Source organism: Micromonospora sp. NPDC005194, assembly GCF_040608335.1.
Lineage (GTDB): Bacteria > Actinomycetota > Actinomycetes > Mycobacteriales > Micromonosporaceae > Micromonospora.
Genome location: NZ_JBEXIA010000014.1, coordinates 1 through 25,864, shown reverse-complemented (window position 1 = coordinate 25,864; position 25,864 = coordinate 1). Strand labels below are relative to the sequence as shown.

Here is a 25,864-nt window from a genome sequence, read left to right as displayed (position 1 = left end):
GCCTGCGACGGACCACCATGGACACGGCCGTACAGGCGGGCCATGATGCGGTGTGCCATTCATAGCGAGCCAGGTGATGCACACGATCTGCCAGAAGGCCGAGGGCAGGAAGGTCAGGGCTGCCGTCGCCTACGCGGGCGACGGAGCGGCCGACCTGCTGCCGGTGAAAGCAGGCGACCTGATCGTCGTCAACGGCAGCAGGAACGCAATCGCCAGCGGCGCTACCTCCGCTCGTCTGCTGCGGAGCTGGTATGAGCAGGGTGTCCTGCTCTATGCCCATGAGACCCTGCACGCGAAGGTCTTCGTCATCGGTCGGACCGCCTTTGTGGGTTCGGCCAACCTTTCGCTGCGTGCCCACAACGACCGTACGGTCGAGGCGGCGATCCAGAGCACCGAAGCTGCAGTCGTCGTCAGTGCTCGGGAGTTCATCGACGCGATGGCTGCCGATGCATTCGAGGTCGACGAGGCTTGGCTCGATTGGGCGGACACGGTGCCGGTGCGTGCCGCTGGTGGCCCGGTGCTGTGGAACCCGGATCCACCGTTCGAACCGAACGAGCCGTACGACGTCTGGGTGGGCCCGGAGGAAAGCGTCGAGTGGACTGACGAGGAAACCGCGCTCGCGCAGGCGGGCTATCGGATGCACAGGGTTGCCGGGGGCAGGGGCAGGTACGGCACGATCGCCATCAGCGAGTCCGCGACGGACGCGAGTTCGCTTGTTCAGCCCGACATGGTGGTGCTCATCCGCCCGCGCAGCGTTCAGCTGGTCAGGTTTCTCGATCGCCGTCGCCGTGGGGGAGCGGCCATGGGCTTCTACCGGACGGACCGGGATTGCGTCCGTCGAACACTGGGCGAGGTGGCGGCCGCTCTCGACAGCACCCTAGCGAAGCTGCGCGAGGGGGACTGGGTGCGGATGGATTCACCGCAGCGTGAAGCGCTTCGTGAGTTGTTCAAGCTGCCGAAGCTTCCTGCTCGATCATGACGAGCGCCGTCGCCATGTGAGCTGGTGAACAGCACCCGCCGGGCGTCCCGGTGTTGGCTGGGGATGTGGCAGGCTCCGCCGGTGACGATCACGACGGCAGGTGCGCGATTCCTCGCCGCCTTCAATGACATTGAAAAGCACTTTCGCTCTACTCTGCGGGCCGACGTGGCAGTCGGGTTTGCCCAACTGATCCGGGACTATGGGCAGCGGAGGCCTCTGTCGCAGCAGCAGAAGAACGCCCTGGTCGCGTTTGCCTCGCTGCGGAACGCGATCAGCCACGGCACCTACTACGGCGGCCGGCCGATTGCCGACCCGGTCGAGACCGTCGTGCAGGAGATCGAGCATCTCCGACAGCAGATCATCGAACCGCCGTTGGCGCTGACTGTCCTCAGAACCGGCAATGTTTGCGCGGTGCACCCGGACGACCCGATCAGCACAGCGCTGGAGCACGTCCGTTCCTTCGGGTACTCACAGTTGCCGGTGTACGACGACGCCTACGTGGGCGTGCTGACTACCAACGCCATCGCGCGGTGGCTCGCCGATCAGTTGGTCAGGAACACGGGAATTGCCGAGGAGGAGCCGGTCCGGCAGGTGCTGGGGTTCGCCGAGCCCGGGGAGGGCGCCGCTCTGGTCAGCAGGGCGATCACCGTGGTGGAGGCGATCGACCGGCTCAGCCGAAGCCGGCTTGCCGGTCAATTGAATACGACGCTCATCATCACTCAGAACGGCATGCGGACCGACAAGCCTTTGCGCCTGGTGGTTCCGTTCGACCTACCGGTCTTGAGCGAGGCGCTCGCCTTCACCTGAGCTGCCCAGGCAGGGCTGGCCGGGGGCAGCCTGCGCCGGGCCAAACGGCAGCCGCTCCCGCCGCCGCAGACTGCAGCCGGTCGACGAGGGCCGACTCGGGGCCGAGCAGACAGAATCGGTCGACGATGGCGTCGGGGACGCAACTGCGGTGGTGGTGAAACCACCACTCCTGATTCGCCCGATCCGGATGAGGCACGGTCACCCCCGGTTCCCGCAGGCTGTCGAGGTACCAGGGCGCTGCGCGACAACCAGTTGGGTATCACGGGACGCTCAACGAGCGGGAACGCCAGGGAATTCTTCCTCCGCCGCCGGGAACCCAGGGGCCAGCCAGTTCGAACACGTCGTGACGCCATCAGGCGACATCGACCCGAACAGCGTCGACGCGGTCTTCCTGGGCAGGGTGTTGACCCTTACGCCCGAGCAAGACGCACCGAACCGAAACGCGGCGCATTGAGGTCAGGGGCGCACCTGACTGACGGTTCGACGGCGATCGGGCAGGAGAGGAGAATCAGGTGGAATACGATGATTTCATCAACGCAGTGGCCACGCGGCTGAAGGTGTCGACCGATCAGGCGGCGACGCTTACCAGCGCGACGTTGGAGACATTGGCAGATCGGATCAGCGCCGGCCAGGCTGAGGACCTTGCCTATCAGCTTCCCGACGGGCTCGACGATCACCTGCGCAAACCCCCACCGCTGAGAAGGCAGGAACATGCCCAGCCGTTCGGGCTCGACGAGTTCGTGCGGCGGGTGGCGGACCACCCGGCCGTCGACCGTGCGCTCGCCGGTGCCGGGGTCCGCGCGGTGCTCACCACGCTCCGTGAGGCTGTTTCCCGTGACGAGTTCGAGGACGCGATGGCCCAGCTTCCGAAGGAGTTCCGGCAGGTGATCGAACCGGTGGGCGCCGGTGGCCGCCAGCGCCGCGGGTAGCACACACGGACCCCGCGACGCACCCCAACTGGTCACTGGTGAACTACGCCGAATTTCTCGAAGCGGTGGGGAAGCGGGCCCGAATGCCGGCGGCGAACGTCGTCGGAGCCACGCTGACGACCGTGGCGGAAGGGGTCAGTGGTGGGAGGGACGAGCGGACCGCTGAGGGCGCCCGCGCCGTGTTGACGACCCTGCGCGAGGCGGTGAGCGCGAAAGACCTCGAGAACCTGGAATCCGAACTGCCAAAGGACTTCCGGCTGCTGCGTGCGGTGGGTCGCAGCGTCGGGGCCTGAACCGAGCCACTTCCTGGCCCGATCCGGGTACGGTGCGCGGGTGGAGGTTGGATTCGCCCCGCCCGTCTCCGGCTCGTGGGCCACACCGGAGAACATGATCCATGTCGCCCGCCGCGCCGAGCAGCTCGGGTACCACTCGCTCTGGACGTTCCAGCGGCTCCTGGTCCCCGCCGACCTCGCGTGGAGCGAGACCTACCACAGCGTCCAGGACCCGCTGACCACGCTGGCGTTCCTGTCGGCCCACACCACGCGGATCCGGCTCGGCGTCGCGGTGCTCAACATGCCGTTCTTCTCTCCGGTCCTGCTGGCCAAGCAGACCGCGACCCTGGACATCCTCGCCGGCGGACGGCTCGACGTGGGACTCGGCCTCGGCTGGGCGGACGAGGAGTATCAGGCGACGGGGGTGAGCAAGCATCGGCAGGGTCATCGTGCCGAGGAGTTCCTTGCCGTTCTCCGTAGTCTCTGGCAGGACGACGTCGCCGAGCATCGCGGCGAGTTCTACCAGGTCCCGCCGACGCGGATGGAGCCGAAACCCGTGCAGCGGCCACACCCGCCGATCCTGCTCGGCGGCCAGGCGCCCGCCGCGCTGCGCCGGGCCGGCCGGCTCGCCGACGGCTGGGTCAGTGGCAGCCAGGCGGACCTGACAGGCATCGGCGAGGCGGTCGCGACCGTCAAGGCTGCCGCCGCGGAGGCCGGCCGCGATCCCGGCGCACTGCGCTTCGTCTGCCGCGGCGCGGTCCGTGTACGGCCGACGAGCCCGCCCGGGCGCGAGCCGCTCACGGGCACGCTCGAGCAGATCCGGTCGGATCTTGGCAGACTCGCCGAAGCCGGCATCACGGAAGTGTTCGTCGATCTCAACTTCGATCCGGAGATCGGCTCACCCCGCGCCGACCCGCAGGCGTCGCTGCGCCGGGCCGACGAGGTGCTGGAGGCCCTTGCTCCGACCCACTGACACCCCGGCCGGTGCTCACCCGGCCGGGTCGGCTGCCGCGTCCGCCGCGGACCACGCCGACCAGCCGGTCACCGCGATCGCGATCACCGGCCCGGCTGGCGGCTGCTGGACGTACTGCGGGTACTTGTCGGCCAGCGCCGCGCGGGCCGCGGCCTCCTCCGCGTGGTCCTCCACCAGCCGACCGTGCCCGTCCAGCCGGACCCACCACAGCCGCGACCAGTCCTCGTCGTACTCGTCGATCAGCAGGCAGGCATGCCCCGTCGCCCGGATGTTCTCCACCCGGCGTAGCCGCCGGTGGCGCTTGGGCTTCTCGTCCACGGCGTGGTAGACGACATCATCGAGCAGGACGAAGCACACGGGCACCAGGTGGGGACGCCCATCCGCCCGGACGGTGGTCAGCCGGGCCACCCTGGCCGACTGGACCCGATGCCGGATTTCGTCGGCGGGCACAGGCCCGACGGTAACAGCCGACACCCGTCGTGGTGACTCGTTGTGGCCGGCGGGTGTGCCGGCGGCGTATGCGGGTAGGCCCTGCCGATCGGACCCGGGGAGGCGTGATGGCGAGCGAGGCGCCCGACTACTTCCAGCCCGAGGCTGGGCTGGTGCTCACGCACCTGCTGATCGTGCGGGACGTGGACCGTTCCCGGGAGTTCTACCAGCGGGTGCTGGGCGCGACGGTGGTGCGGGAACGCCAGCCGGCGATCCTGCGGTTCCACAACAGCTACATCGTGATCAACGACGAGGGTGGTCCGACCGACGACAAGCCGGGTGTGCAGGCGAAGGCGCCGCCGGATCCGAACACGCTCAGCAGCGCGATGAACGTCCGGGTCACCGACGTCCGGGCGGTCTACGAGCAGTGGCGGTCACGGGGTGGGGAGTTCCTGACCGAGCCCAAGGATCATGGCGTCGAGATCCGGTGCTACCTGCGCGATCCGGACGGCTATCTGATCGAGCTCGGTCAGGGCACGGGGATCCGCGCCGGGATGGGTCGAGCAGCCGCCGCCTGAGCGACCGACACCGGGGAACCCAGCCCGGACCAGCCATCGTGATCGGGCCCCTGGTGATCAGGCGGTGGGTAACGTGAACGTCGTGGAGGATCTCGGCGCGAAGGTCTCGTACCTCGCGCTCGCCGTCGGCACCCGGGTCTACGACGTCGATTCGGCACCCGTCGGCGTGGTCGAGCACGTGCTGACCGACGAACCGAAGGACATCTTCCACGGCATCATCGTGGCACCGCCGGGGCCGGACCAGTCCCACCGCTTCGCCCACCGGGAGCAGATCGCCGACCTGTACGAGCGGGGGGTCGTGCTGTCGGTACCGGTGCGGAGATGCACGAGCCGGGTGAGGACACGCCGGCCAGAAGGGCCGAGGCCGCGGGTGACGACCCGGTGCAGGTGGGCCTCCGCCACGCCTGGGAGTGGCTGAGTCGCCCCCGCTGAACCTGGGGGCAAGATGTTCCGCTGGGACACCGCCCTGAGCGAGCCACACCGACCTTGTGCTCGGCTGCCGGAAGCCGAGCCGTAACCGGCTCGCTGCCACGGAACTACGCTTCGCGATGCATCATCTGGTCTGCTCAAAGCGTGACCATGGCGACGGTGCGGCCGTCGGCGTCGGCGAACTCGACTTCGTACGCAGGCGGGGGGCCGTCAAAGACCTGCACGACGGTTCCCACTGCCCCGGCAGGAAGGCCTTCTCCCGGAATGGCTTCTCGGAGCTCAACCACGTCGTACAGCTCAAACATGTCAGCGTTCCTTCGGCGGAAACGGGATGGTCACCATCCGAGGCGCAGATGCGCCGTTCTCCAGGTGCGATTGGACCGAGTAGCTGACCCAGGTGCACGCCACCAACCCCGTCGGAAGGTCGCTCTCGTCGGCCTCTGAGCAGGTCCTGGCGTACGGGGACGGCCCGGTCACCCCGATCCCGGCGAGCCATCAGCACGCACCCGCCGCGGCCCACCAGGTCGAGACGACGATGCGAGAGTTCGAGGCGGCCGACTCCAGGCCGTGCATGCCATCGTTGCCGTCAGGTCAGCGAGCATCATGACCGGGGAAACGGATCTAACGCCGCTGACCTTGTGGGCACGTCGTAGCGGTTTCGGCGCCCAACTCCTGGGGTGACGGGACCGCGTAGCGTCATCGACTAACAGGATTGCTCGAGTCGGGGTACCCGGCTGAGTAGGTTGCGTCCACCAGTTCCTGAAGATGGCGAATGACGTCGACCTTGTGCTCGGTCTCGGGCAGTTGCCGTTCGCCAGTTGTCACCAGGTCGTTTCGCCAATGACTCACGATCTCCAGCTGTGCTGCCGCGGGCAGGTCGTCGACCCACAACGACCCGAGGTTGTTGTCGACGATCTCCTGCAGGCGGTTAGCGGTCTGTCTGTCCGAGAGGCGGGAGATCAAAAACTCCAGCGTCCAGTCAAACAGCCCTCCCGATGAGGTCCAGTCGACGCCGGGTTTCAGCACGATGAGGCCAGCCATCATTTCCCCACGATGAATACTCGCGGACCGAGGTTTCGATCCGTGATGAACTGTTCGATCCGGGCAACCTGTTCCGGGATGAACTGCGACACGTCCACCGGCACCAGGTCAGCTTTGTCCAAGTGTCGTTCGATCTGATACTGCAACTGGGGCCACTGACGGTCAAAGAACTGCGCCGGGAAGTTGCCCACCGCATCGTAGGTCCGTCCGGCCTCGTCCACCCAGTCGGCAGAGGAGGCCGGGGGAGCGCGGTGGAGTATCACGCTCATTTCCTGCTCTAGCCGGACCGCTGTCTCCGCCTCGCCGGGACGGAACCTCCCGGTCGCCGGATCCATGCCGAGATCGTGTATCCGCTGCTGCTCCGTCGCCGCAAGCGTTGGGGGCTCGCGAGGCGGCTCAGGTTCGGGCGTGTTCCGGCTCGGTGGCGATTCTCCTTTCTGGAGTCGCCCGAGCGCCTGCTTGAGTTTCTCGATCAGGTCGCCGAGCCGGCGTACCTCCGGGATCAGCCGTCGCAGGCTGGCCAGCAGCCCCCGCAACAGCCGCGCGATCCGCGCCCCCCACGACGCCACCAGCGTCGTGACCTGCTCCACGACCAGGGGCGTGGCGAGGCCCGCCGTGACGACGAGTTCGCCCGCGTACGTGATGAGGCGGGACACGCAGGTGGCGATGGCGTCGCGGACCAGGAGCCGGACGGCGGCCACCAGGCCGGCGGCGCCCTCGGTGATCGCGGCCATGGTGTCGGCGCCCTGGGCGAGGCCGGTGATCGCCTGCTGTTGTTCGGCGGCCCAGGCGCGGTAGGCGGGGCCGGCGCTGCCGCCCCAGCCGGCGACGTCGTCGCGGACGGCGCGGGTCAGCTCGGCGGCTTCCTCGCGGAGCGAGGCGGCGACGTTGCGCCAGGTCTGGGCGTGTGCGGTGATCTGTGCCGGGTCGCCGGCGAGCCAGTCGAGCGCCTCGCTGAGCGGCTTGACGTGCTCGATGAGCCAGGCGATCCCGTATTGCAGCAGGGCGCCGACCGGGTCGGAGACGAAGGCGAGGGCGTCCAGGCCGGCACTCACCACACCGAGGCTGCCGTCGATCCAACTGCCGTTGCGGACGCCCTGCGCGATGAGTTCGATGTCCTCGCAGATCCACACACCCGCCCACGCGCCGGGCGGGGTGTCCGCTGTGGCGGCGACGAGCGGGTTGGACGTCACGGGCGTTGCCGCACCCCGTCGAGCAGGTGCTTCGCGCGGGCGTCGGAGTGTCGGTAGCGGTCCGCTCCGGTCCGCAGCCTGCCGGCGGTGTCCCGCACCGACCCGGCGGCGGACCCGATCCCGTCGACCAGGGTGCGTTGCAGGCCGTCGAGCAGCATCGGCATCATCGCGCAGAGCTGCCCGTAGGCGTCGGCGCCCAGCCGGACGTGCTGGCCCGCCTGCTGGGCGGTGTCGAGGCTGCCGGCGCAGCGATCGAGGCGTGCGGCGTGGGCGGTCAGGTCGTCCGGGTCGACCTGGATGCCGTCACCGGCGGGCATCGCTCGGCCCCTGGTCGCGGCTCAGCCGACTGCGGTACGAGTCGATGATGGCCTGGGCGCTCGCGTCGTCGCCGAGGGACTCCGCGGTTACGTCAGCCACCTGCCGCAGCAGGTCGGTACGCGCGGCTCTCGTGGTGTCGAGGATCTGCCGGGCGGTGCGCGCCGCGGATTGTTGCCGGATGCGTTCGTCGAGCCGCAGGTCGATCAGCAGGCCAGCCGAGTCGACGGTGACGTCAATCGTCCGGTCGGCGTTGCGGGCGCTGCCGGTCAGATCCTGCATCCTCGCTGACAGCGTCTTCGCCCGTTCCGCCCGTTCGGCGAGCGACGACTCCCACTCGTCGAGCCGGCGTCCCGCCGCGTCGAGCGCAGCCTCGTCCGCCCACATGCTGACCCTCCCCAGGGGACCACCGCCGGCCACCGCCGGCGAGATCACCGGTACGCTACCAACCGGTGGCGCTGTGTGCATGCCCGGATATTGGGCGGCGTCGTCGTGCGAGTCGCTCCGGAGGGCGTCACTTCTTTTTGGCGACGGCCTCGCGCCAGAGCAGACCTGCGATGCTCGGCCGAACCTCGGTGGTGATCACCGCCATCGCCCGCTGGACGAACCGGTCGTCGGTCAACTGCGCCAGCATGCTCGCCGCCAGGTCTGCGCGTGCCGTGAACAGGCCGTCCGCGACGTTCTCCGCCACCTCGTAGCGCGTCGCGGTGGGGTGGTCGAACAGGCCGGACGGGCGGGCGATTGTCCAGTCCAGGTCGCTTTCGCGTACGAGCGACTCCATCCGGCGCATGTCCTCGTGGGCGGTACGGCCCACCCGGCGGTTGAACAGCGGATCCAGCACGTTGTTGAAGAAGAACTCGCCGGTCGGCCGCCAGGTCGGGTCCAGGACGCTGGAGCTGACCGTGACGAGCCGCTGCACGCCGTGGCGGTGCATCGCCGCGACGATGTGCGCGTTGCCCCGCGAGTAGCGGACCCACCGGCCGCCAGATAACCGAGCAGGCCCTGGCCGCCGGCCACGAGGTCGTCGCGGTCACCCGCCGCCCCCACCACGTCCGGCCTCGCGCCGGCCTCACCGTGGTCGGCGCCGACGTCGCGGACCCCGACGCGGTCGACCAGGCCGTCGCCGGCAGCGACGCCGTCCTGTCCAGCCTGGGCGTGCCGCTCACCCCGAAACCGATCACCGTGTGGCGCCGAAGACGACGGTACGCATGGGTGCACTCCTCGTTGCTGTGGTGAAGGTGTTGACCGTGCCACCGCAGGAGCGCATTATTCAACCGTGTTGAATAAAACGCGGGGTCGGCCCCGCGGCAATCCCGATACCCGGGCCCGCATCGCGGAGGCCGCCCGCGACCTGTTCCGCGAGCACGGTTACCCGGGTACGACAGTGCGGGCGGTCGCCGCCGCCGCGGGGGTCGACCCGGCGCTCATCAGCTATCACTTCGGCTCCAAGCAGGGCCTCTTCAGCCAGTCGCTGAACCTGCTCTGCGTCGACCCCACCGCTCTGGACCAGGCTCTGCGGGGCGACCAGGCCGGCCTGGCCGACCGCCTGCTCGACTCGGTCACCGGTCTGTGGGACGCCACAGTCCCCGCCGAGAACCGGATGGCGGTGCGGGACGACGACACGATGCGCGCCCTGCGTGACTACCTGGACGGTGAGCTGCGCCTCCGCATCGCTGAATTTCTCGGCGGCCCCGACGCGACCGAACGCGCCACCGCCGCCGTCGGCGTACTCGGAGGGTTGATCTTCACGCGGTACCTGAACCCGATCCGTTCGATCGGCGCGCTGTCCCCGGCCGACGTCCGGCGCGTCTTCGGTCCGGCGCTGCGGGCGGCCCTGCACGCCCGGCCCCGCCGGCCCTGACCCGCCGCGCACGACGTACGCTCCGGGCCGCGGACACGAGTGAGGTGTTGTCATGGCGTTCACCACCCGGCCGACCCTGCAGGGAACCTTCGGCATGGTGTCGTCGACGCACTGGCTCGCCAGCCAGTCCGCGATGGGGGTCCTGGAACGCGGCGGCAACGCCTTCGACGCCGCGGTGACCGCCGGGTTCGTCCTGCACGTCGTCGAACCCCACCTCAACGGCCCGGGGGGCGAGGTGCCGGCCATCGTGGCGACCGCCCAGGATCCTCGCCCGAAGGTGCTGTGCGGGCAGGGCCCGGCGCCGGCCGCCGCGACCATCGCCCACTTCCGGTCCCTCGGCATGGACCTCATCCCGGGGGCCGGCCCGCTCGCGGCGGCCGTGCCCGGCGCGGTGGACGCGTGGCTTCTGCTGCTGCGCGAGCACGGCACGTTCTCGATCGCCGACGTGCTGGAGCCGGCGATCGGCTACGCCGCCGCCGGTCACCCGCTGGTGGGCAGGGTCGGTGAGACGGTCGCGGCCGTGCGGTCGCTGTTCGAGGAGCACTGGCCGACGTCCGCCCAGCTCTGGCTGCGCGACGGCCGGCCACCGGCCGCGGGGGAGAGGTTCGCCAACCCGGCGTACGCGCGCACTCTGCGCCGACTCGTCGTGGCCGGGCAGGCGGCCGGCGCCGACCGGGAGGCGCAGATCGAGGCCGCGCGCCGAGCCTGGGGTACGGGCTTCGTGGCCGAGGCGATCGACGAGTTCAGCCGGCGGCCGTTCCGCGACTCCAGCGGACGCGCACACACCGGGCTGGTCACCGGCGACGACCTGGCCGCGTACTCGGCGACCTGGGAGGCCCCGACCACCCTCGACTGGCAGGGCTACTCGGTGGCGAAGACCGGGTTCTGGGGCCAGGGCCCGGTGCTGCTCCAGGCGCTGGCCGTCCTCGACGCGCTCGACGACGACGGCGCGTACGAGACGGCCACCGCCGCCGGCGTCCACGCCCAGGTCGAGGCGCTCAAGCTCGCCTTCGCCGACCGCGAGGCATGGTACGGCGACAGCGCCGACGTGCCCGCCATGGCGCTGCTCTCCCCGGCGTACGCGCGGGAGCGGGCGGCCCTGATCGGTGACCGCGCGTCGACCGAGTTGCGACCGGGGAGTCCCGACGGGGCGCAGCCGCGCCTGCCGACCCACGTCCGACGCGGCGCCGGCAGCCGCGTCGACGCGTCGGACCCGACCACGGGCGAGCCGACGGTGCGGTCGGACGGGGTGACCCGGGGCGACACCTGCCACGTGGACGTCGTCGACCGCTGGGGCAACATGATCTCCGCGACGCCGAGTGGTGGCTGGTTGCAGAGTTCGCCCACGATCCCGGAACTCGGCTTTCCGCTGGGCAGCCGGCTTCAGATGTTCTGGCTGGAGGAGGGGCTGCCCTCGTCGCTCGCCCCGGGCCGCCGACCGCGCACCACGTTGAGCCCGACGATGGTGCACCGCGACGGAGAGCCGGTCCTGGCATGCGGTACGCCCGGCGGTGACCAGCAGGACCAGTGGCAGGTGCCCTTCCTGCTGCGCCACCTCGTCGGCGGTCAGCACCTGCAGGAGGCCATCGACGCGCCCGCGTGGCACACCGTCAGCCTGCCGGCGTCGTTCTATCCCCGCGACTCGGAGCCGGGCGTCCTGCTCATGGAGGACCGGTTCGACGCCGACGTGGTGCGGGCCCTGCGGGCGTACGGGCACGAGGTGCGGCTCGCCGACGCGTGGAGTCTGGGCCGGCTCTGCGCCGTGACCCGGGACCCGGGCACGGGCGTGCTCGCCGCCGGCGCGAACCCGAGAGGCATGCAGGGCTACGCGTGCGGCCGCTGACGCTCAGGCGCCGCGCGCGAACAGGGCCAGGCGTACCCGGTTGGGGCTGTCGGTCTTGGTCATGAGGCTCGTGATGTGGGTCTTGACGGTGGTGACGCCGATGTGGAGCCGTTCGGCGATCTCGCTGTTGGACAGGCCCTCGGCGACCAGGGTCAGCACGTCCTGCTCGCGGGCGGTCAGCCCCTGCACGGGTCGGGGCGGCTCGGCGCGGGCGCGCACCGCGCGTTGGACGAGGCGGTGCAGCACCTCCGGGGTGAACGGGCTGTCGCCCGCGGCGGCGCGGCGGATGCCGTCCAGCAGCTCGGTCGGGGGCGCGTCCTTGAGCAGGAAGCCGCACGCCCCAGCGCTCAGCGCGGGGTAGAGGTGGTCGTCGTCGCTGAACGTGGTCAGCACCAGCACCCGGGTGGCGGGACGCTCGGCGAGGATCCGCGACGTCGCGGTGATTCCGTCGACGCCGGGCATGCGCAGGTCCATGACGACGACGTCGGGGATGAGTCGCGCGGCGAGGACGACCGCCTCGCGGCCGTTGTCGGCCTCGCCGACGACCTCGATGTCGGGCTGCGCGTCGCACAGCATGCGCAGGCCCGCGCGAATGAGGTGCTGGTCGTCGACCAGCAGGACCCGGATCACGCGGGCTCCGGGGCGGCTGATGCGGCCGGTACCTCACGGGCCCGCGGCGCCGGCCCGGCGGCGGTCTCGGGGAGCGTGTTCGGCAGGACGGTCCGCACGCGCCAGCCCGTGCCGGTCGGTCCCGCCTCCAGCCGGCCGCCGAGGACCTCGACGCGTTCGGTCATGCCGGTGATGCCGTGGCCGCCGCCGGCCGGCACGGGCGTCGGCGCGCGGTCGCCGTCGACGCCACCCCCGTCGTCGGTGACCTCCCAGTGCACGGCCCCGCCGTGCAGGGCGACCACCAGGTGCGCCCGCGCGGCCGGCCCGGCGTGGCGTGCCACGTTGGTCAGCGCCTCCTGGGTCAACCGCAGCACCGCCAGGCCACGCACCGCGTCGAGGGAGCCGATCGCCGCGTCGATGTCGGCGTCCACGGTGATGCCGGCCTGGCGGGCCCGGTCGACGGCGGCGCCGAGCGCCGAGGGGAGCGCCGAGGGCTCGATCGCGGTCAGCGCCGCGTCTCCGCGTACCCCGTCGGGGTTGCGCAGCACCGCGACCAGCCGGCGCAGCTCCGCCAGGGCCGCGGTGCCCGTGCCGTGCACGTCGTCGAACACCTCGTCCACCCGGGGGTCCAGGTCGGTGAGGACGTGCCGGGCCACACCGACCCGCAGCACCATCGACGCCACGTGGTGGGCGACGACGTCGTGCAGCTCGCGGGCGATGGCGCTGCGCTCGTCGGCGCGCGCCGCGCGGCTCTCCGACTCGCGGCGCCGCTGCTCGGCCAGCGTCCGTTCCACGGCCTGCCGACCCAGCTCCCGGTTGGTCCGGATGACCAGGCCGAGCAGCACCGGGACACCGACCTCCAGGGCCAGCCCGACGACGCCGGAGGCGACCTGGCGCAGCGGGTCGCCGATCGAGTCGGTCAGGTCGACCACGGCCAGCAGCCCGGCGCCCAGCCAGATGGTGCGGGCGCGAGCCGAGAGCATGGTGACCTCGAGCAGAGCCCAGCTCGCCCCCACCTGGTTGATGGTGAAGTCGTCGATGAGGCAGACCGCGACCGCCAGCAACGCCGTCTGGAGCACCAGGTTGACCACCGGCCGGCGATACGTCACGAGCGCGGCGGCGAACGCGGCCACCGCGAGGATCCACTGTGTCACCGTTGGCGCGGAGCCGGAGTGGGGCACGACGAGGAGGTAGCCCAACCCGCTGAGGTCGAGCAGCACCATCCGCACGCGCGCGTCCCGCGTGTCGAACAGTCGTCCCAGCCGCCCCACGGTCGTCAGCCTAGGTGCTCACGGTCGGTGGCAGCGACCGCCGACCGCCGCCACCGCGTCCGTACGCCCAGGTAGGCGGCCAGCCCGAGTGGTCCGAGCAGGATGGTCAGCACCAGCACCGGAGCCATGACCAGCGCCGGCACCCCCCGTTCCCGGCTGTCCCACCACGCCCAGCGGCCCACGAACAGATCGAACGCGATCAGGTGCGCCCAGCCCGCCGCCGCGCCGTCGGGCGTGCCGAGCAGGTCGCGTACCCCGGCCAGGGTCGGCGACGCGACGGCGGGCAGCACCTCGCCAAACGCCGGGACCACCAGCAGCGCGTAGATCACCACGACGGGCAGCACGATCAGCGGTGAGCTGATGATCCGGGCGGTCCAGGACCAGCGCGGCACCAGGATCATCAGCGCCCAGAACGGCGCGGCCACCGCGAACATCAGGGAGAACAGCGTCGCGGTCATGCCGCCAGCGCCAGTTCCGGGCGGCGTCGGCGGGCCAGGACCAGGCCGCTGGCGGTCGCCGTCGCGACCACCAGGGCCGCGACGGCGGCCAGGGTGCGGGCGTCCGGGCGCAGCAGCGGCTGCCCGCGCAGGGCCTGCCAGGTCAACAGCATCGTGAGTACGCCGTACGCGCCGCCCGCGACGACCAGCAGCCGGACGCGGGTGCGCGTGTCGAGCCGGGTCGCGAAACGGGTCAGCAGGATCGCCAGGATCGGCAGGGCCTGCAGGGCGTGCAGCCCCACGAAGTGCCCGATCCGCAGGTCGCCGCCGGCGGTGCTCCAACCGACCACGGGCAGCCCCGGCCCACCGTCGGCCACGCCGACGCTGTGCGCCCCGGAGATGCCCTCGATGCCCGGGTCCTGCATCGGCAGCACCATCGGTACCGCCGCGAGCATGCCGAGCAGGGACAGGCCGAGCCCCCACCCGACGGCGGTCGCGGCGACCCGGTCGGGGATCCGCCGGATCAGCACGACGATCCCGATGACGAGGTGCGCGAGGAACAGCACCATGATCGCCGCGCCCATCGACGCGAACAGCGCGGTGTTCAGCGCTGTGGTGTCGTTGAAGTGGCTGGTCTGCCCGCGGATCACCTGACCGACGATCCACGCGTTCTCCAGGACCGCCACCGCGACGATGACGATCACCGCCCACTCGGCGATCCGGCTGCGCCGGGGCAGCAGGGAGAGCATCCAGGCGAGCGTCGCGCCGTACAGGACGAAGGACACCGCGAACTTGAACGGCTTGAGCCAGATCGGCGCCCCGGTGAGGACGCGCGGGTCGACGAGGATGCCGACCGTGGCGATGACGGCGAGCACCGCCATCGCGCAGACGAGAATCAGGAGGGGGCGGTTCCAGTGTGTCGCCCGACGCAGAACGGTAGTCATGTCTGTAGATGCTCGTGGCCGTTCCCGCCGGTCGCGTCCGACCGCGGGCCCCGGTTGCGGCCCGGGGTCGGAGCGCATCTCCTCCCTGGGTAGGAGGCGCGATCGGGGCGGCCCGCCGCCGGTGCTGGCACAATGGCCGGCCTGCCGACCGGACCGGGAGTGACCATGACGATCAACGAGGACCGCGTCCAGCCGAACGAGACCACCGTGCCGCTGCTGCCCTGCCCGGCGCCGGAGGAGACCCTGGCCTTCTGGCGTGCCCTGGGCTTCGAGGTGACCTACGAGCAGATGAGGCCGTACGTGTATCTGGTCGTTCAGTGGAGCGGGTTCGCCCTGCACTACGGGCCCGCGCCGAAGGACCTCGACCCGGCGAAGGAACAGACCGGCGGCTGCCTGGTGTTGGTCGACGCGGTCGCGCCGTACCACGCGGCGTTCGCCGACGCGATGCGCCGCGCCCACGGCAAGGTGCTGGTCAAGGGCCTGCCCCGACTGACCCGCTACCGTGCCGGGGCATCACGGTTCAGCGTCGTCGACCCGTCGGGCAACACCATCATCTTCATCCAGCGAGACGAGCCGAAGGATCTGGAGTACGGCGGGTCGAAGGACCTGCAGGGGTTGGCCCGGGTGCTCGACAACGCGCGGATCCTGCGCGAGTTCAAGCTGGACGACCGGGCCGCCTACCGGGCGCTCGACTCGGGGATGCGTCGTCGCGCCGAGGACGCTCCGACGGTCGAGCAGGCCACCGCGCTGGCCGGCCTGATCGAGCTGTCGATCGCGCTGGGGAAGACCGATCGGGTGCCCGAGTGGGGCGCCCGCCTCCGCGCGCTGACGTTGACCGAGCCGGAGCGTACGCAGGTGCGGGCCTACATCGCGGACCCGGTCGTCCTCGAACCCTGGTGGTCCGATCCGCGCTGACCACACGGACCGGGGCGAGCCGGACACGGCCCAACCCCGGTCGGCGGGGTCAGCGGGCTGCGGGACGGCGACGGAAGAGCGCCGTCACACCGGCGAGCATGACGAGCAGCAGGCCGGTGAACCAGTTCATCACCGTGATCGTGCTGACGGCTCGCGTGGCGATCCCGATGCCGACGGCCGGCAGGCTCATTCCCAGGTAGGCGATGAGGAACAGCCCGGCCAGGGCCTCGCCGCGCCGGGCGGGCGTGGCCATCGCCGCGACCATGCCGACGGCGGCCTTGAACAGCACGCCGGCCCCGACACCGGCGACGACACCACCGACCAGGAACGCGGTCAGGCTGGCGGTGTGCATACCCACCAGCACGACGGGCACGCCGACCGCCTGCGCCAGCAGCCCGAGCCGTACCTTCGCCGGGGCGGGGAGCCGATTGGTGACGGTCTGCGCCACGGCGGCGCCGCCGAACACGGCGAACACGACCGCGCCGGCCAGCGCCCGCGAGGGCAGGTGCAGGGCTCCCGCGACGAAGCTCGGGGCGACGGAGGTGAACAGGGCGAACACGGCGAACGACGCGAAACCGGCGCCGGCAGCAGCCACGTACCCGGCCTGGTCGCCGTGGTCGGCGCTGATCCGTTGCGGCCGGTACGTGGGCTTGACCAGCCGTTCCTTGACGGTCTCCGGGGTCGCCGCGACCGCCACGATGCTGGCGGTCAGCAGCACGGCAAACACCAGGTACGGAGTGCGCAGCGGCGCGTGGACGTACTGGGCGAGGACGCCCGCGACCAACGCGCCCACGCCGAGGCCACCGATGTTGGCGGCGGTGGAGACCACTTCGAAGCGCTGGCGCGACGCGCCGGGCCGGTGCGCCGCGTGCAGTTCCTGCAGGTAGGCGGTGGCGGTCGCGGTGATCATGCCGATGCCCAGTCCGCTCACCAGGCGGGCGACCAGCAGCACCGGCAGCGACGCGTCGCCCAGGAACAGCGCGGCGGCGACCAGCTCCAACACCAGCGCCGGAATGAGGATCTTCTTCCGGCCGACCCAGTCCGAGACGTGCCCGGCGAGCACCAGACTGATCACCACACCCACCGTGTACGACGCGAACACGATCGTGGCCATGAACGTGGAGAAGCCGTCCCGGGCCATGTAGAGCGGGTAGAGCGGGGCCGGCACCGTGCCGAACGCCATCGCGGTCAGGAACGCCAGAGCGATCACCCAGAAGCCCCGGCCGTGGCGGCGAGACGATCCTTCGGCGCGGGTGGACGCGGCGGCGGGCCGGCGGGATGACAGGATCGTCGACGACATGACCCCACTGTCGCTCCACGCGATCATCGCGTGCAACGAAAGTTGACGCTAGCAGCGATCAGTATGGGTGATACTTGGCGGCGTGGAACTCCGCCAACTCGAGTACTTCGTCGCCGTGGCCGAGGAGCAGAACTTCACCCGCGCCGCCGCCCGCCTGCACGTCGTCCAGTCCGCCGTCTCGGCGGCGGTCAAGACCCTGGAACGCGAACTGGGTGCGCCGCTGCTGGACCGCAACTCCAAACGCGTACTCCTCACCGACGCCGGCGCCGCGCTGCTGCCCCGCGCCCGCATCGCCCTCGACGCGGCCCGCGACGCCCGCGACGCGGTCGCCGAGGTGCACGGCGGCCTCCGTGGCACCCTGCGCATCGGCACGATGACCTCGATCAGACTCCTGCACCTGCCGGCCCTGCTCGGCGAGTTCCACCGCCGGCACCCCGGGGTGCTGCTGCACACCAGCGTCGCTCCGTCCGGCTCCCAGGGGCTCATCGACGCGCTCGCGGAGCGCCGGCTCGACCTCGCGTTCGTCTCGCTGCCCGGCGCGCCGCCGGCCGAGGTCCGCTTCACGGAGCTGGCCCGCTCGGTGATCGATCTCGTCGTGCCGGACGATCATCCGCTGGCCGCCCGCGAGGCGGTGACGCTCGGGGAAATCGCCGGGCTGAACTTCATCGACTCCCCGGTCGGGTACGGCAACCGCGCCGTCACCGACCGGGCGTTCGCCACCGCCGGCCTGTCCCGGCGCGTCACGATCGAGATCCCCGACATCGCCACCGGCGCCGACCACGTCCGGCACGGCCTCGGCATCGCGCTGCTGCCCCGCTTCGCCGTCGCCGACGCCGGGGGCGTGCGCACGCTGACGGTCACCGACGCCGACCTCGACTGGACGGCGTCGCTCGCCACGCCGGTGGACCGACCGGTGGGCGCGGCCGCCCGCGCCCTCATCGCCCTGACCGGCGAGTTCCTACCCTGACCCGCGCGCTGCGGGGCGGGTGCAGCCCCGCAGCGCGTGGATCAGAAGGGCCACCGGTCGTCGGACCCGGCCTCGATCAGCGGGATCATCGCGAACGCGGCGTCGGACAGTCCGCCGAAGGTGTGCCGGTTCGTGACGGTCGGCGTGTGCCCGACCCGGTATCCGGCCAGGTTCCAGGTGTAGATGGGCACCTCCGCCGGCACCGCCGCGACGACATCCGTCGAGCCGTGCCAGTGGGCCTGCTCATCGGTGAGGATGATCAGCCGGTCGTGTCGGCCGTGGTGCTCGCGGACCGCCTTCTCGGTGTCGGTTCCCCTGCCGAGGAAGTAGCCGCCCTCCTTGAACCGCCGCACCGCCGCGAGGACCGACTCGCCCGCCACCGCAGGGAACACCAGGCTGTCATTGGAGAACGACACCACCGTGGCCGACTGTGCGCGGGCGGCCAGCGCGAGACCGAACACCGCGGCGGCGTCCCAGCAGAGCAGCGTGCCGTCCTTGCTGAACGGGCTCTGCATCGAGCCGGACGTGTCGATGAGGATCAGCGTCCGCCCGTCCAGGGCGGGCACGTTCGCGAGGGCGTGCTGCAACGCCTTCTCCAGCGGGTACGCCCAGCGCAGGCTCGGCGCCGCGTTGTACGCCGACAGGAAGCGCATCGGCAGCACCCGCGAACTCGCGACCTGAGCCGGGTCGGAGAGCGTGGCCGCCACGGTCTCCGCGACGGTGTCGCTGACCCCGGCCCGGTCGAAGTTGCGCAGATTACGCAGCAGCGCCAGATAGCCCATCGTCGGGATGACCGACTCCCATGCCGCCGCGTCCATCGCGCTCTGTCGCCAGCCGGCCAGCGCCTCCCACGTCATACCGGCAGCGTCCAGCGTCGCCGGATCGGTGACCTCCCTGCGCTGCTCGACAGGCATCGCCATGAGCGCGTCCCGCGCCCTGAGCATCCGCAGGGACGGGGGTACCGGGTTGTCCCGCCGGTGCCGCCGATCCAGCGCGTGCCGGAACAGGTCGCCCTGTCGCTCATCCCTGGCGGTGGGGTGGGTCAGCTCGATGACGTCACCGAAGCGCACCTGGTTGGCGATGGAGTCGTACTTGAGCAGACTCCGCTCGGTGTAGAGCCGGACCGCCGCGTCAGCGATGCCCCGCTTCACCGGCTTGGGCAGTGCCCGGCCATGACGAGCCAGCCAGTACGCGAGCGCCTCGCCCGGCTCGTCCGCACGCTGCAACGCCGCATTTACGACCGCGCGGGAACCCGGAATTCCCGCCGCTACCTGGGCACGGGCACCCTCAAGGGCCGCCACCACGGACGCTGAGCGCATCATCGCACCGGTTCGGAGCCACGGTACGAAGCGCGCGAACCAGTCGGGATCCGCGACGGCGACGGCGGCGACCAGGTCCCGGAAACGGGCCTCCCGGCTGGTGGAACCCTCGTAGAAGGTGTCCTCGCCCACCATGTTCGAGACACCGAGCAGGAACAGTTCGAGGCGCGGCTCACGGACGAAACCGGGTGCGCCCTCGCCGGTCGCCGGCCGATGCCGGCTCGTGCGCAGCTTGACGTTGAACTTGGCCATGACGTCCCCCACGTCAGTCAGCCGAGAAGGCGCCACCACAGCGCACACCCGAGATCAGAGTCGGCCACGGACTAGTCCGCCGTTCTGTCCGTTGAACCACCGACCCGAAGGTGTCGGGGGGATTCGAACCACCATCTGCGGAGCCGGGAAGTAACCGTTGCCTGCGCACCGGGTGTGCGTGTGGTCGCGCTTCCCGAGATCGAGGTTGGCGACGGATGTCCTTCACCGGGGTCGAAGCCCCTCCAGATGTAGCCGTCGCCTACGCACCGGGAAGTGCGGTCACGACCGTAGCGGCAGCGGTGCGGGAGGGGCAACGGGTTTTGTGATCTTGTAATCGAAGGCGGTGTGGTCGCACCGCACGCCCGAGATCAGAAGTGGACACGGTGTTCGCGGGTTCGAACCGCAGGCCCTTGTCGGGCCTTCACCAGGAAGTAGCCGTATCCGTCGCACCGGGCGTGCGGCGAGAGCACCTCCCGAGATCGAAGCGGCGACGGCGACCGGCCCTCGCGGGCCAAGGTGACCTGGGCCGCTGGTCGACGCCACGTGACATGGCGGTGGGATTCGAACCCACGTCTCCCCGATTGGAAGCGGAAGTAGCCGTTGCCTGCGCACCGGGAGGTGCCCCATGACGGTAGGCCCGCGTTGCCACGCCAACAACCCGATTCCACATCCGCTGTCGAGGACTCCGGGCGGTGGGCGCAGCCGGCGGCCGGCGGCGACCGTCGGTCACCTCCGTGGGGGCGGATGCGGTGGTGAGCGGTATACCTCAGAGTCATATTCATACCTCTGAGGTATACCGCTCACCAGCACATCGACACGGCGGGCAGCCAAAGCGGATGACCAGCGCCCTTCGCCGCAGCCCCAGCCCCGTCTTGAGTTAGGACTTATTCGTCTAGATCATGGGCAGAACCAGCGCGGTCGAGGCCGCCAGCTCCCGATCGAACACCTCGTCGCGCGGGACGAACACCATGGCCTGCCCCTCGCCGAGCACGACGTCTTCCTGACGCGCGGTGGTGACGCCATGGAAGACGTGCACCGTCACCGTGTGCCCGAAGCCCGCCTCGTACGGGCGCGGACCGCTCCACAGCAGGCGCAGCTCATCGGCTGTCAGGCCGGTCTCCTCCAGCAGCTCGCGGCGGGCCGCCTGCTCGGGCGACTCGCCGGGCTCGATGTGACCGCCGGGAAGGCTCCACTGGTTCGGCGAGACGGGCGCGTGCTCGTCGCGATGCTGCATCAGCACCGCCCCGGAGGCGTCGACGAGCAGGACGAGGGCGACGTCGTAGGTGGCCATGCACGAGACCATGCCACGCTGGCCGGCCCTCGTCGCCGGTCGTCGGGCGTACCCTCCGTGGATGGATCTGGATCATCTTTCGGTGGCGGAGTTCGGGTTCCCCGGGCCGCTGCGGGACACGCTCGTGGCCGCGATCCTGGCCGGCGCGAAGACCTCCACGTCCGCGCTGCTGCTCGGCTACGAGCACGCGAACGAGCCGCTGCCGGAGGCCGGTCACGTGCTCTGAACAGCCCTGGGGCGGCCGCCGGATCAGCCCTGCGCCGCGGTCGGTCCTGGGCTACCTGGCCTTACCCCAGGGAAAGAAGAAGTCGTCACTGTTGGCGAGCCACCAGTAGTACTCGGGAGACTTGTGGTTCCTGCACGCCACCCGCGTGACGGCGACCGATGCGGCCCGGATGCGATCGGCAGCGACGCCGGGAGCGATGATCGCGGTGGGTGGGAATTCCGTCTTGATCCGCCGGCCGAGGTCGTTCGCGGCCGCCTGCAGGTCGGGCCACTCAAGCCGCTTCCGCATCAGGTTGAGTTCTTCGGCCTTGCGCGCGTAGTAGACGGTGAGCACGAGACCAACGACGCCGGTGATGAACCCGCCGATTCCCAGCCATCGATCCATCCCGCCAGCGTAGGCGCGGCCCGCCAGACCTCCACGCTCGCTCGCACGCCGTGGTCGCCGTCGAGTCGTGGGGATCTCAGCGCCAGGCTGGTCTTCGTAACCTGGATCCGCGAGACTCCCCGGTATGGGTGATCGTTCGCGCCGGTGGGCGTGGGTCGGAGTGCTCGTCATCGGGCTGATCCTGTATCTGGCGGTGCTGCGGACCCTCGTGCGCACCCAGAACCCGAACTTCGTGCCGGCACTGATCCTGCTCGGCGCGACCCTGGCTCCCCTGACGTTCCTCACGTTCGCCCAGGCCCGTACCGGGCGTTGGCAGGTGCCGGCGTCGGTGCTGGTGACATCGGCGTTCTTCGGCGGGGTGATCGGCACGGTGGTCGCCGGCACCCTGGAGTACGACACTCTGCGCGGCCTCGGCGCCCTGCCCATGCTGTTCGTGGCTTTGATCGAGGAGTCGGCGAAGCTGATCGTCCCCGTGGTGCTGCTGTTCACGGCCCTGGCGCAGCACCGTCGCCGTCTGCCGTCCGACGGTCTGGTCATCGGTGTGGCCGCCGGCATGGGTTTCGCCGCGTTGGAGACGATGGGGTACGCCTTCACCGCGCTGCTGAGCTCGCAGGGCAACATTGGCGCGGTGGAGCAGACCCTGTTCATCCGTGGTCTGACCGCGCCCGCCGGGCACACCGCCTGGACCGGGCTCACCGCCGGAGCGCTGTGGGCGCTGCTGGCCAGCCCGTCGAGCTGATCGCGGCCCTCCTACACCATGCCGTCGGCGGCCAGCGCGAAATGGCCCGCTCTGCTGATCCCGCTGCGGCCGGGCTGGCACCTCATCTACTGTCGGACTGTTCACATTTAGTGGCTTTCGTCGGGAAGGTGCAGCGATGGGGGTGCGCCGCTGGGTCGAGAGCTGGCCGCTCTACCGCCAGCTCACCGGCACCGACCCGCTCGGGCGGGGCGCGGCGGCCAAGTCGGCCCTGTCACTGTCGCTGACCGCCCGCACCGACACCGCCGACTCGGTCGCCCGGTCGGTCTGTCCGTACTGCGCGGTGGGTTGTGGCCAGCGGGTGTTCGTCAAGGACGGGCAGGTCACACAGATCGAGGGTGACCCGGACAGTCCTATCTCGCGGGGCCGGCTCTGCCCGAAGGGCTCGGCGAGCAAGAGTCTGGTGACCAGTCCGCTGCGGCAGACGACGGTCCGCTACCGGCGGCCGTACGGCACCGAGTGGGAGGATCTCGACCTCGACACGGCGATGCACATGATCGCCGATCGGGTCCTGGCTGCCCGGGACGAGACCTGGGAAGACCGTGACGACGAGGGCCGGCCGCTCAACCGGACGTTGGGGATCTCCAGTCTGGGCGGGGCGACGCTGGACAACGAGGAGAACTACCTCATCAAGAAGTTGTTCACCGCGATGGGGGCGCTGCAGATCGAGAACCAGGCGCGTATTTGACACTCCGCCACCGTCCCCGGTCTGGGGGCCAGCTTCGGTCGTGGCGGCGCCACCCAGTTCCAGCAGGACATCGCCAACGCTGACGTCATCGTCATCCAGGGTTCGAACATGGCGGAAGCACATCCGGTGGGTTTCCAGTGGGTGATGGAGGCCAAGCACCGTGGCGCGAAGGTGTTCCACGTCGACCCGCGGTTCACGCGGACCAGCGCGGTGGCGGACGCGTACCTGCCGATCCGGGCGGGCACCGACATCGCCCTGCTCGGCGGCGTGATCCGCTACATCCTCGACAACGAGCTGGACTTCCGCGAGTACGTGGTCGCTTACACGAACGCCGCCACCATCGTGACCGAGGAGTACCGCGACACCGAGGATCTGTACGGGCTCTTCTCCGGCTTCGCCGAGGACAACGCCAGCTACGACCAGAGCAGTTGGCAGTACGAGGGCGTCGAGGAGAACATCCCCCCCCGGGACACCGAGACGCAGCGGGAAACGGCGGCCGGGCTGGAGCACGAGTCGCACGGCGCGCCGGTGGGCGGGCAGACGCAGCGGGACGAGACGTTGCAGCATCCGCGCTGCGTTTACCAGATCCTCAAGCGGCACTTCTCCCGCTACACGCCGGAGATGGTGGAGCGGGTCTGCGGCATCCCGCAGGAGAAGTTCCTCGAACTGGCGCAGGCGTGGACGGCGAACTCGGGCCGGGACCGCACCGGCATGCTGATCTACTCGGTGGGGTGGACGCAGCACAGTGTGGGCGTGCAGTACATCCGTACCGGGGCGATCATCCAGCTGCTGCTGGGCAACATGGGCCGTCCGGGTGGCGGGGTGATGGCGCTGCGCGGTCACGCCAGCATCCAGGGTTCGACGGACATCCCGACCCTGTTCAACCTGCTGCCCGGCTATTTGCCGATGCCGCACCACGCCGACCACCCGACCCTCGACGAGTGGGTGGACAGCATCCGCCACCCCGGGCAGAAGGGCTTCTGGGGTGACGCGCGCGCCTACGGCGTGAACTTGCTCAAGGCGTACTGGGGTGACGCGGCCACCGCCGACAACGACTACTGCTACGGCCACCTGCCGCGGATGACCGGTGACCACGGCACCTACCAGCAGGTGCTCAACATGATCGACGGGAAGGTCAAGGGGTACTTCCTGCTCGGGCAGAACCCCGCGGTGGGCTCGGCGCACGCCCGCGCGCAGCGCCTCGGCATGGCCAACCTGGACTGGCTGGTCGTGCGGGACCTCTTCATGGTCGAGAGCGCCACGTTCTGGCAGCACGCCCCGGAGATCGAAACGGGCGAGATCGTGCCCGAGGAGTGTCGTACCGAGGTGTTCTTCCTGCCGGCCGCCTCACACGTGGAGAAGGAGGGCACGTTCACCCAGACGCAGCGGTTGTTGCAGTGGCGGGAGAAGGCTGTCGAGCCGCCGGGCGACGCCCGCTCCGAGCTGTGGTTCTTCTACCACCTCGGACGCCTCATCAGGGAGCGGTTGGCCGGCTCGACCCGGCCCCGCGACCGGGCGCTGCTCGACCTCAACTGGAACTACCCCACGCACGGTCCGCACGCCGAACCGAGCGCCGAATCGGTGCTGTACGAGATCAACGGGTACGAGGTGGCCAGCGGCCGACCGCTGTCGAGCTACACGGAGATGAAGGACGACGGCTCCACCGCCGGTGGCTGCTGGATCTACACCGGGGTGTACGCCGACGGCGTCAATCAGGCCGCGCGCCGCAAGCCCGGCTCGGAGCAGTCCTCGGTGGCGCTCGAATGGGGTTGGGCGTGGCCGTCGAACCGCCGCATCCTCTACAACCGTGCCTCGGCCGACCCGGAGGGCAGGCCGTGGAGCGAGCGCAAGAAGTACGTCTGGTGGGACCCGGAGAAGGCCGAGTGGACCGGCTACGACGTGCCGGACTTCGAGAAGACCAAACCGCCGTCGTACCGGCCGCCGGCCGACGCGTCCGGGCCGGCGGGGATCGCCGGCGACGACCCGTTCATCATGCAGGGCGACGGCAAGGGCTGGCTCTACGCGCCCACCGGCGTGCTGGACGGGCCGCTGCCGACGCACTACGAGCCGATCGAGTCGCCGGTGCGCAACCCGCTCTACCGCCAGCAGGCCAACCCGGCTCGCAAGGTCTACATCCATCCGATCAACACCCTCAACCCGAGCCCGCCCGAGCCGTACAGCGACGTCTTCCCGTACGTGTTCACGGTCAGCCGGCTCACCGAGCACCACACCGCCGGCGGCATGAGCCGGACCGTGCCGCACCTCGCCGAGCTGCAACCGGAGATGTTCGTCGAGGTGTCGCCGGAACTGGCCGCCCAACGCGGCCTGACCCACCTGGGCTGGGCGCACCTGGTCACCGCCCGCGCGGCCATCGAGGCGAAGGTCCTGGTCACCGACCGGATCACCCCGCTGCGGGTAGACGGTCGGATCATCCACCAGGTCTGGGTGCCGTACCACTTCGGTTACGAGGGTCTGGTCACCGGCGACTCGGCCAACGACCTGTTCGGCATCACCCTCGACCCCAACGTCCTCATTCAGGAAAGCAAGGTCGGCACGTGCGACGTGCGGCCCGGACGACGCCCGAGGGGCCAGGATCTGCTGAACCTCGTATTCGACTACCGGCGACGGTCGGGGCACCTGACCCACCGCTACCCGCCGCTGATCACGACCGACGTCGCCGACAGCAGCAGCGACCAGGAGGCCTGACCGATGCCCCACCCCAACGCCCTGTACGGGCCGCTCGACCCGGCGCCGGACGCTGGCTATGTGGACGCGCCGCCGCGGATGGGGTTCTTCACCGACACGAGCGTGTGTATCGGGTGCAAGGCGTGCGAGGTGGCCTGCAAGGAGTGGAA

At 70.5% G+C, this 25,864-nt stretch carries 29 protein-coding genes and 2 pseudogenes; 16 read left to right on the top strand and 15 right to left on the bottom strand.

Annotation, left to right across the window (positions count from 1 at the left end; translation table 11 throughout):
- Nucleotides 1-76: 76 nt before the first annotated feature.
- The 5 genes from ABZU53_RS14735 (at nucleotide 77) to ABZU53_RS14715 (ending at nucleotide 3,960) form a co-directional block, all read left to right on the top strand.
- A complete protein-coding gene (locus tag ABZU53_RS14735; RefSeq protein WP_355066433.1) occupies nucleotides 77-979 on the top strand; it encodes a phospholipase D-like domain-containing protein in 903 nt (300 codons plus the stop codon).
- A gap of 81 nt (nucleotides 980-1,060) precedes the next feature.
- Nucleotides 1,061-1,786, top strand: a complete 726-nt coding sequence (locus ABZU53_RS14730) for a CBS domain-containing protein (RefSeq protein ID WP_355066288.1) — start codon at nucleotides 1,061-1,063, stop codon at nucleotides 1,784-1,786.
- A 512-nt stretch (nucleotides 1,787-2,298) separates the two neighbouring features.
- Nucleotides 2,299-2,715: a DUF2267 domain-containing protein gene (locus tag ABZU53_RS14725; protein ID WP_355066286.1), complete on the top strand. Its 417-nt coding sequence runs from the start codon at nucleotides 2,299-2,301 to the stop codon at nucleotides 2,713-2,715.
- Between the two features lie 38 nt (nucleotides 2,716-2,753).
- Nucleotides 2,754-3,008, top strand: coding sequence for a DUF2267 domain-containing protein (locus tag ABZU53_RS14720; protein ID WP_355066284.1), 255 nt, complete (start codon nucleotides 2,754-2,756; stop codon nucleotides 3,006-3,008).
- A 40-nt stretch (nucleotides 3,009-3,048) separates the two neighbouring features.
- Nucleotides 3,049-3,960 carry a TIGR03619 family F420-dependent LLM class oxidoreductase gene (locus ABZU53_RS14715; protein ID WP_355066282.1) on the top strand — a complete coding sequence of 304 codons (912 nt, stop codon included), beginning with the start codon at nucleotides 3,049-3,051 and terminating at the stop codon, nucleotides 3,958-3,960.
- Between the two features lie 15 nt (nucleotides 3,961-3,975).
- Here the strand turns inward: ABZU53_RS14715 and ABZU53_RS14710 are convergent, their stop codons facing one another.
- A complete protein-coding gene (locus tag ABZU53_RS14710) occupies nucleotides 3,976-4,410 on the bottom strand; it encodes a TIGR03668 family PPOX class F420-dependent oxidoreductase (RefSeq protein ID WP_355066280.1) in 435 nt (144 codons plus the stop codon).
- 107 nt (nucleotides 4,411-4,517) lie between these two features.
- Here ABZU53_RS14710 and ABZU53_RS14705 point away from each other — a divergent pair, with 107 nt between their 5' ends.
- A complete protein-coding gene (locus tag ABZU53_RS14705) occupies nucleotides 4,518-4,967 on the top strand; it encodes a VOC family protein (RefSeq protein WP_355066279.1) in 450 nt (149 codons plus the stop codon).
- Between the two features lie 73 nt (nucleotides 4,968-5,040).
- Nucleotides 5,041-5,385: a hypothetical protein gene (locus tag ABZU53_RS14700; protein WP_355066277.1), complete on the top strand. Its 345-nt coding sequence runs from the start codon at nucleotides 5,041-5,043 to the stop codon at nucleotides 5,383-5,385.
- A gap of 148 nt (nucleotides 5,386-5,533) precedes the next feature.
- Here the strand turns inward: ABZU53_RS14700 and ABZU53_RS14695 are convergent, their stop codons facing one another.
- The 6 genes from ABZU53_RS14695 to ABZU53_RS14670 all read right to left on the bottom strand — a co-directional run bounded on the left by ABZU53_RS14695 (nucleotide 5,534) and on the right by ABZU53_RS14670 (nucleotide 8,879).
- Nucleotides 5,534-5,701: a DUF4926 domain-containing protein gene (locus ABZU53_RS14695; RefSeq protein ID WP_355066275.1), complete on the bottom strand. Its 168-nt coding sequence runs from the start codon at nucleotides 5,699-5,701 to the stop codon at nucleotides 5,534-5,536.
- A gap of 391 nt (nucleotides 5,702-6,092) precedes the next feature.
- Entirely contained in the window at nucleotides 6,093-6,440 is a 348-nt protein-coding gene (locus ABZU53_RS14690) for a hypothetical protein (protein ID WP_355066273.1), read from the bottom strand.
- Complete coding sequence (locus ABZU53_RS14685; RefSeq protein WP_355066271.1) at nucleotides 6,437-7,492, bottom strand: WXG100 family type VII secretion target; 1,056 nt, start codon at nucleotides 7,490-7,492, stop codon at nucleotides 6,437-6,439. The genes ABZU53_RS14690 and ABZU53_RS14685 overlap by 4 nt, the downstream gene beginning before the upstream one ends.
- A 134-nt stretch (nucleotides 7,493-7,626) precedes the next feature.
- A complete protein-coding gene (locus tag ABZU53_RS14680) occupies nucleotides 7,627-7,947 on the bottom strand; it encodes a type VII secretion target (protein ID WP_355066269.1) in 321 nt (106 codons plus the stop codon).
- Entirely contained in the window at nucleotides 7,934-8,332 is a 399-nt protein-coding gene (locus tag ABZU53_RS14675) for a YbaB/EbfC family DNA-binding protein (RefSeq protein WP_355066267.1), read from the bottom strand. Before ABZU53_RS14675 ends, ABZU53_RS14680 begins: the two co-directional genes overlap by 14 nt.
- A gap of 127 nt (nucleotides 8,333-8,459) precedes the next feature.
- Nucleotides 8,460-8,879, bottom strand: a complete 420-nt coding sequence (locus tag ABZU53_RS14670; RefSeq protein WP_355066265.1) for an NAD(P)H-binding protein — start codon at nucleotides 8,877-8,879, stop codon at nucleotides 8,460-8,462.
- 53 nt (nucleotides 8,880-8,932) lie between these two features.
- Between ABZU53_RS14670 and ABZU53_RS14665 the strand changes: the two genes are divergently transcribed.
- From ABZU53_RS14665 to ABZU53_RS14655, 3 genes are read left to right on the top strand one after another with little or no spacing between them, the layout of a single operon-like run.
- Nucleotides 8,933-9,181, top strand: coding sequence for an NAD(P)H-binding protein (locus ABZU53_RS14665; protein ID WP_355066432.1), 249 nt, complete (start codon nucleotides 8,933-8,935; stop codon nucleotides 9,179-9,181).
- A gap of 40 nt (nucleotides 9,182-9,221) precedes the next feature.
- Complete coding sequence (locus tag ABZU53_RS14660; RefSeq protein ID WP_355066263.1) at nucleotides 9,222-9,806, top strand: TetR family transcriptional regulator; 585 nt, start codon at nucleotides 9,222-9,224, stop codon at nucleotides 9,804-9,806.
- A gap of 52 nt (nucleotides 9,807-9,858) precedes the next feature.
- A complete protein-coding gene (locus ABZU53_RS14655) occupies nucleotides 9,859-11,649 on the top strand; it encodes a gamma-glutamyltransferase family protein (protein WP_355066261.1) in 1,791 nt (596 codons plus the stop codon).
- A 3-nt stretch (nucleotides 11,650-11,652) separates the two neighbouring features.
- On the opposite strand, the gene ABZU53_RS14650 is transcribed toward ABZU53_RS14655, so the two are convergent.
- From ABZU53_RS14650 to ABZU53_RS14635, 4 genes are read right to left on the bottom strand one after another with little or no spacing between them, the layout of a single operon-like run.
- A complete protein-coding gene (locus ABZU53_RS14650; protein WP_355066259.1) occupies nucleotides 11,653-12,279 on the bottom strand; it encodes a response regulator transcription factor in 627 nt (208 codons plus the stop codon).
- Complete coding sequence (locus ABZU53_RS14645; RefSeq protein WP_355066257.1) at nucleotides 12,276-13,529, bottom strand: histidine kinase; 1,254 nt, start codon at nucleotides 13,527-13,529, stop codon at nucleotides 12,276-12,278. Before ABZU53_RS14645 ends, ABZU53_RS14650 begins: the two co-directional genes overlap by 4 nt.
- Before the next feature lie 5 nt (nucleotides 13,530-13,534).
- Nucleotides 13,535-13,987 (bottom strand): ABA4-like family protein, encoded by a 453-nt coding sequence (locus tag ABZU53_RS14640; protein ID WP_355066255.1) that lies wholly within the window; start codon nucleotides 13,985-13,987, stop codon nucleotides 13,535-13,537.
- Nucleotides 13,984-14,910 carry a hypothetical protein gene (locus tag ABZU53_RS14635; protein WP_355066253.1) on the bottom strand — a complete coding sequence of 309 codons (927 nt, stop codon included), beginning with the start codon at nucleotides 14,908-14,910 and terminating at the stop codon, nucleotides 13,984-13,986. The genes ABZU53_RS14640 and ABZU53_RS14635 overlap by 4 nt, the downstream gene beginning before the upstream one ends.
- A 165-nt stretch (nucleotides 14,911-15,075) precedes the next feature.
- Between ABZU53_RS14635 and ABZU53_RS14630 the strand changes: the two genes are divergently transcribed.
- Complete coding sequence (locus ABZU53_RS14630; RefSeq protein ID WP_355066251.1) at nucleotides 15,076-15,825, top strand: glyoxalase; 750 nt, start codon at nucleotides 15,076-15,078, stop codon at nucleotides 15,823-15,825.
- A gap of 49 nt (nucleotides 15,826-15,874) precedes the next feature.
- Here ABZU53_RS14630 and ABZU53_RS14625 read toward each other — a convergent pair whose 3' ends face one another.
- Entirely contained in the window at nucleotides 15,875-17,152 is a 1,278-nt protein-coding gene (locus ABZU53_RS14625) for an MFS transporter (RefSeq protein ID WP_355066249.1), read from the bottom strand.
- 55 nt (nucleotides 17,153-17,207) lie between these two features.
- On the opposite strand from ABZU53_RS14625, the gene ABZU53_RS14620 reads away from it, so the two are divergent.
- Nucleotides 17,208-18,092: a LysR family transcriptional regulator gene (locus tag ABZU53_RS14620; RefSeq protein ID WP_355066247.1), complete on the top strand. Its 885-nt coding sequence runs from the start codon at nucleotides 17,208-17,210 to the stop codon at nucleotides 18,090-18,092.
- A gap of 41 nt (nucleotides 18,093-18,133) precedes the next feature.
- On the opposite strand, the gene ABZU53_RS14615 is transcribed toward ABZU53_RS14620, so the two are convergent.
- Nucleotides 18,134-19,675, bottom strand: coding sequence for a TROVE domain-containing protein (locus ABZU53_RS14615; RefSeq protein ID WP_355066245.1), 1,542 nt, complete (start codon nucleotides 19,673-19,675; stop codon nucleotides 18,134-18,136).
- Nucleotides 19,676-20,555: 880 nt separating this feature from the next.
- Entirely contained in the window at nucleotides 20,556-20,954 is a 399-nt protein-coding gene (locus ABZU53_RS14610; protein ID WP_355066243.1) for an NUDIX domain-containing protein, read from the bottom strand.
- A 61-nt stretch (nucleotides 20,955-21,015) separates the two neighbouring features.
- On the opposite strand from ABZU53_RS14610, the pseudogene ABZU53_RS14605 reads away from it, so the two are divergent.
- Nucleotides 21,016-21,123 (top strand): annotated as a pseudogene (locus ABZU53_RS14605) (RNA-binding protein); the annotation flags it as partial.
- A gap of 108 nt (nucleotides 21,124-21,231) precedes the next feature.
- Here ABZU53_RS14605 and ABZU53_RS14600 read toward each other — a convergent pair.
- Nucleotides 21,232-21,564 carry a hypothetical protein gene (locus ABZU53_RS14600; protein ID WP_355066241.1) on the bottom strand — a complete coding sequence of 111 codons (333 nt, stop codon included), beginning with the start codon at nucleotides 21,562-21,564 and terminating at the stop codon, nucleotides 21,232-21,234.
- Between the two features lie 124 nt (nucleotides 21,565-21,688).
- Between ABZU53_RS14600 and ABZU53_RS14595 the strand changes: the two genes are divergently transcribed.
- The 3 genes and pseudogenes from ABZU53_RS14595 to ABZU53_RS14585 all read left to right on the top strand — a co-directional run.
- Nucleotides 21,689-22,303, top strand: coding sequence for a PrsW family glutamic-type intramembrane protease (locus ABZU53_RS14595; RefSeq protein ID WP_355066239.1), 615 nt, complete (start codon nucleotides 21,689-21,691; stop codon nucleotides 22,301-22,303).
- Between the two features lie 136 nt (nucleotides 22,304-22,439).
- Nucleotides 22,440-25,715, top strand: a complete 3,276-nt coding sequence (gene fdh / locus ABZU53_RS14590) for a formate dehydrogenase (protein WP_355066237.1) — start codon at nucleotides 22,440-22,442, stop codon at nucleotides 25,713-25,715.
- A 3-nt stretch (nucleotides 25,716-25,718) separates the two neighbouring features.
- Nucleotides 25,719-25,864: pseudogene (locus ABZU53_RS14585) on the top strand (4Fe-4S ferredoxin); the annotation flags it as partial.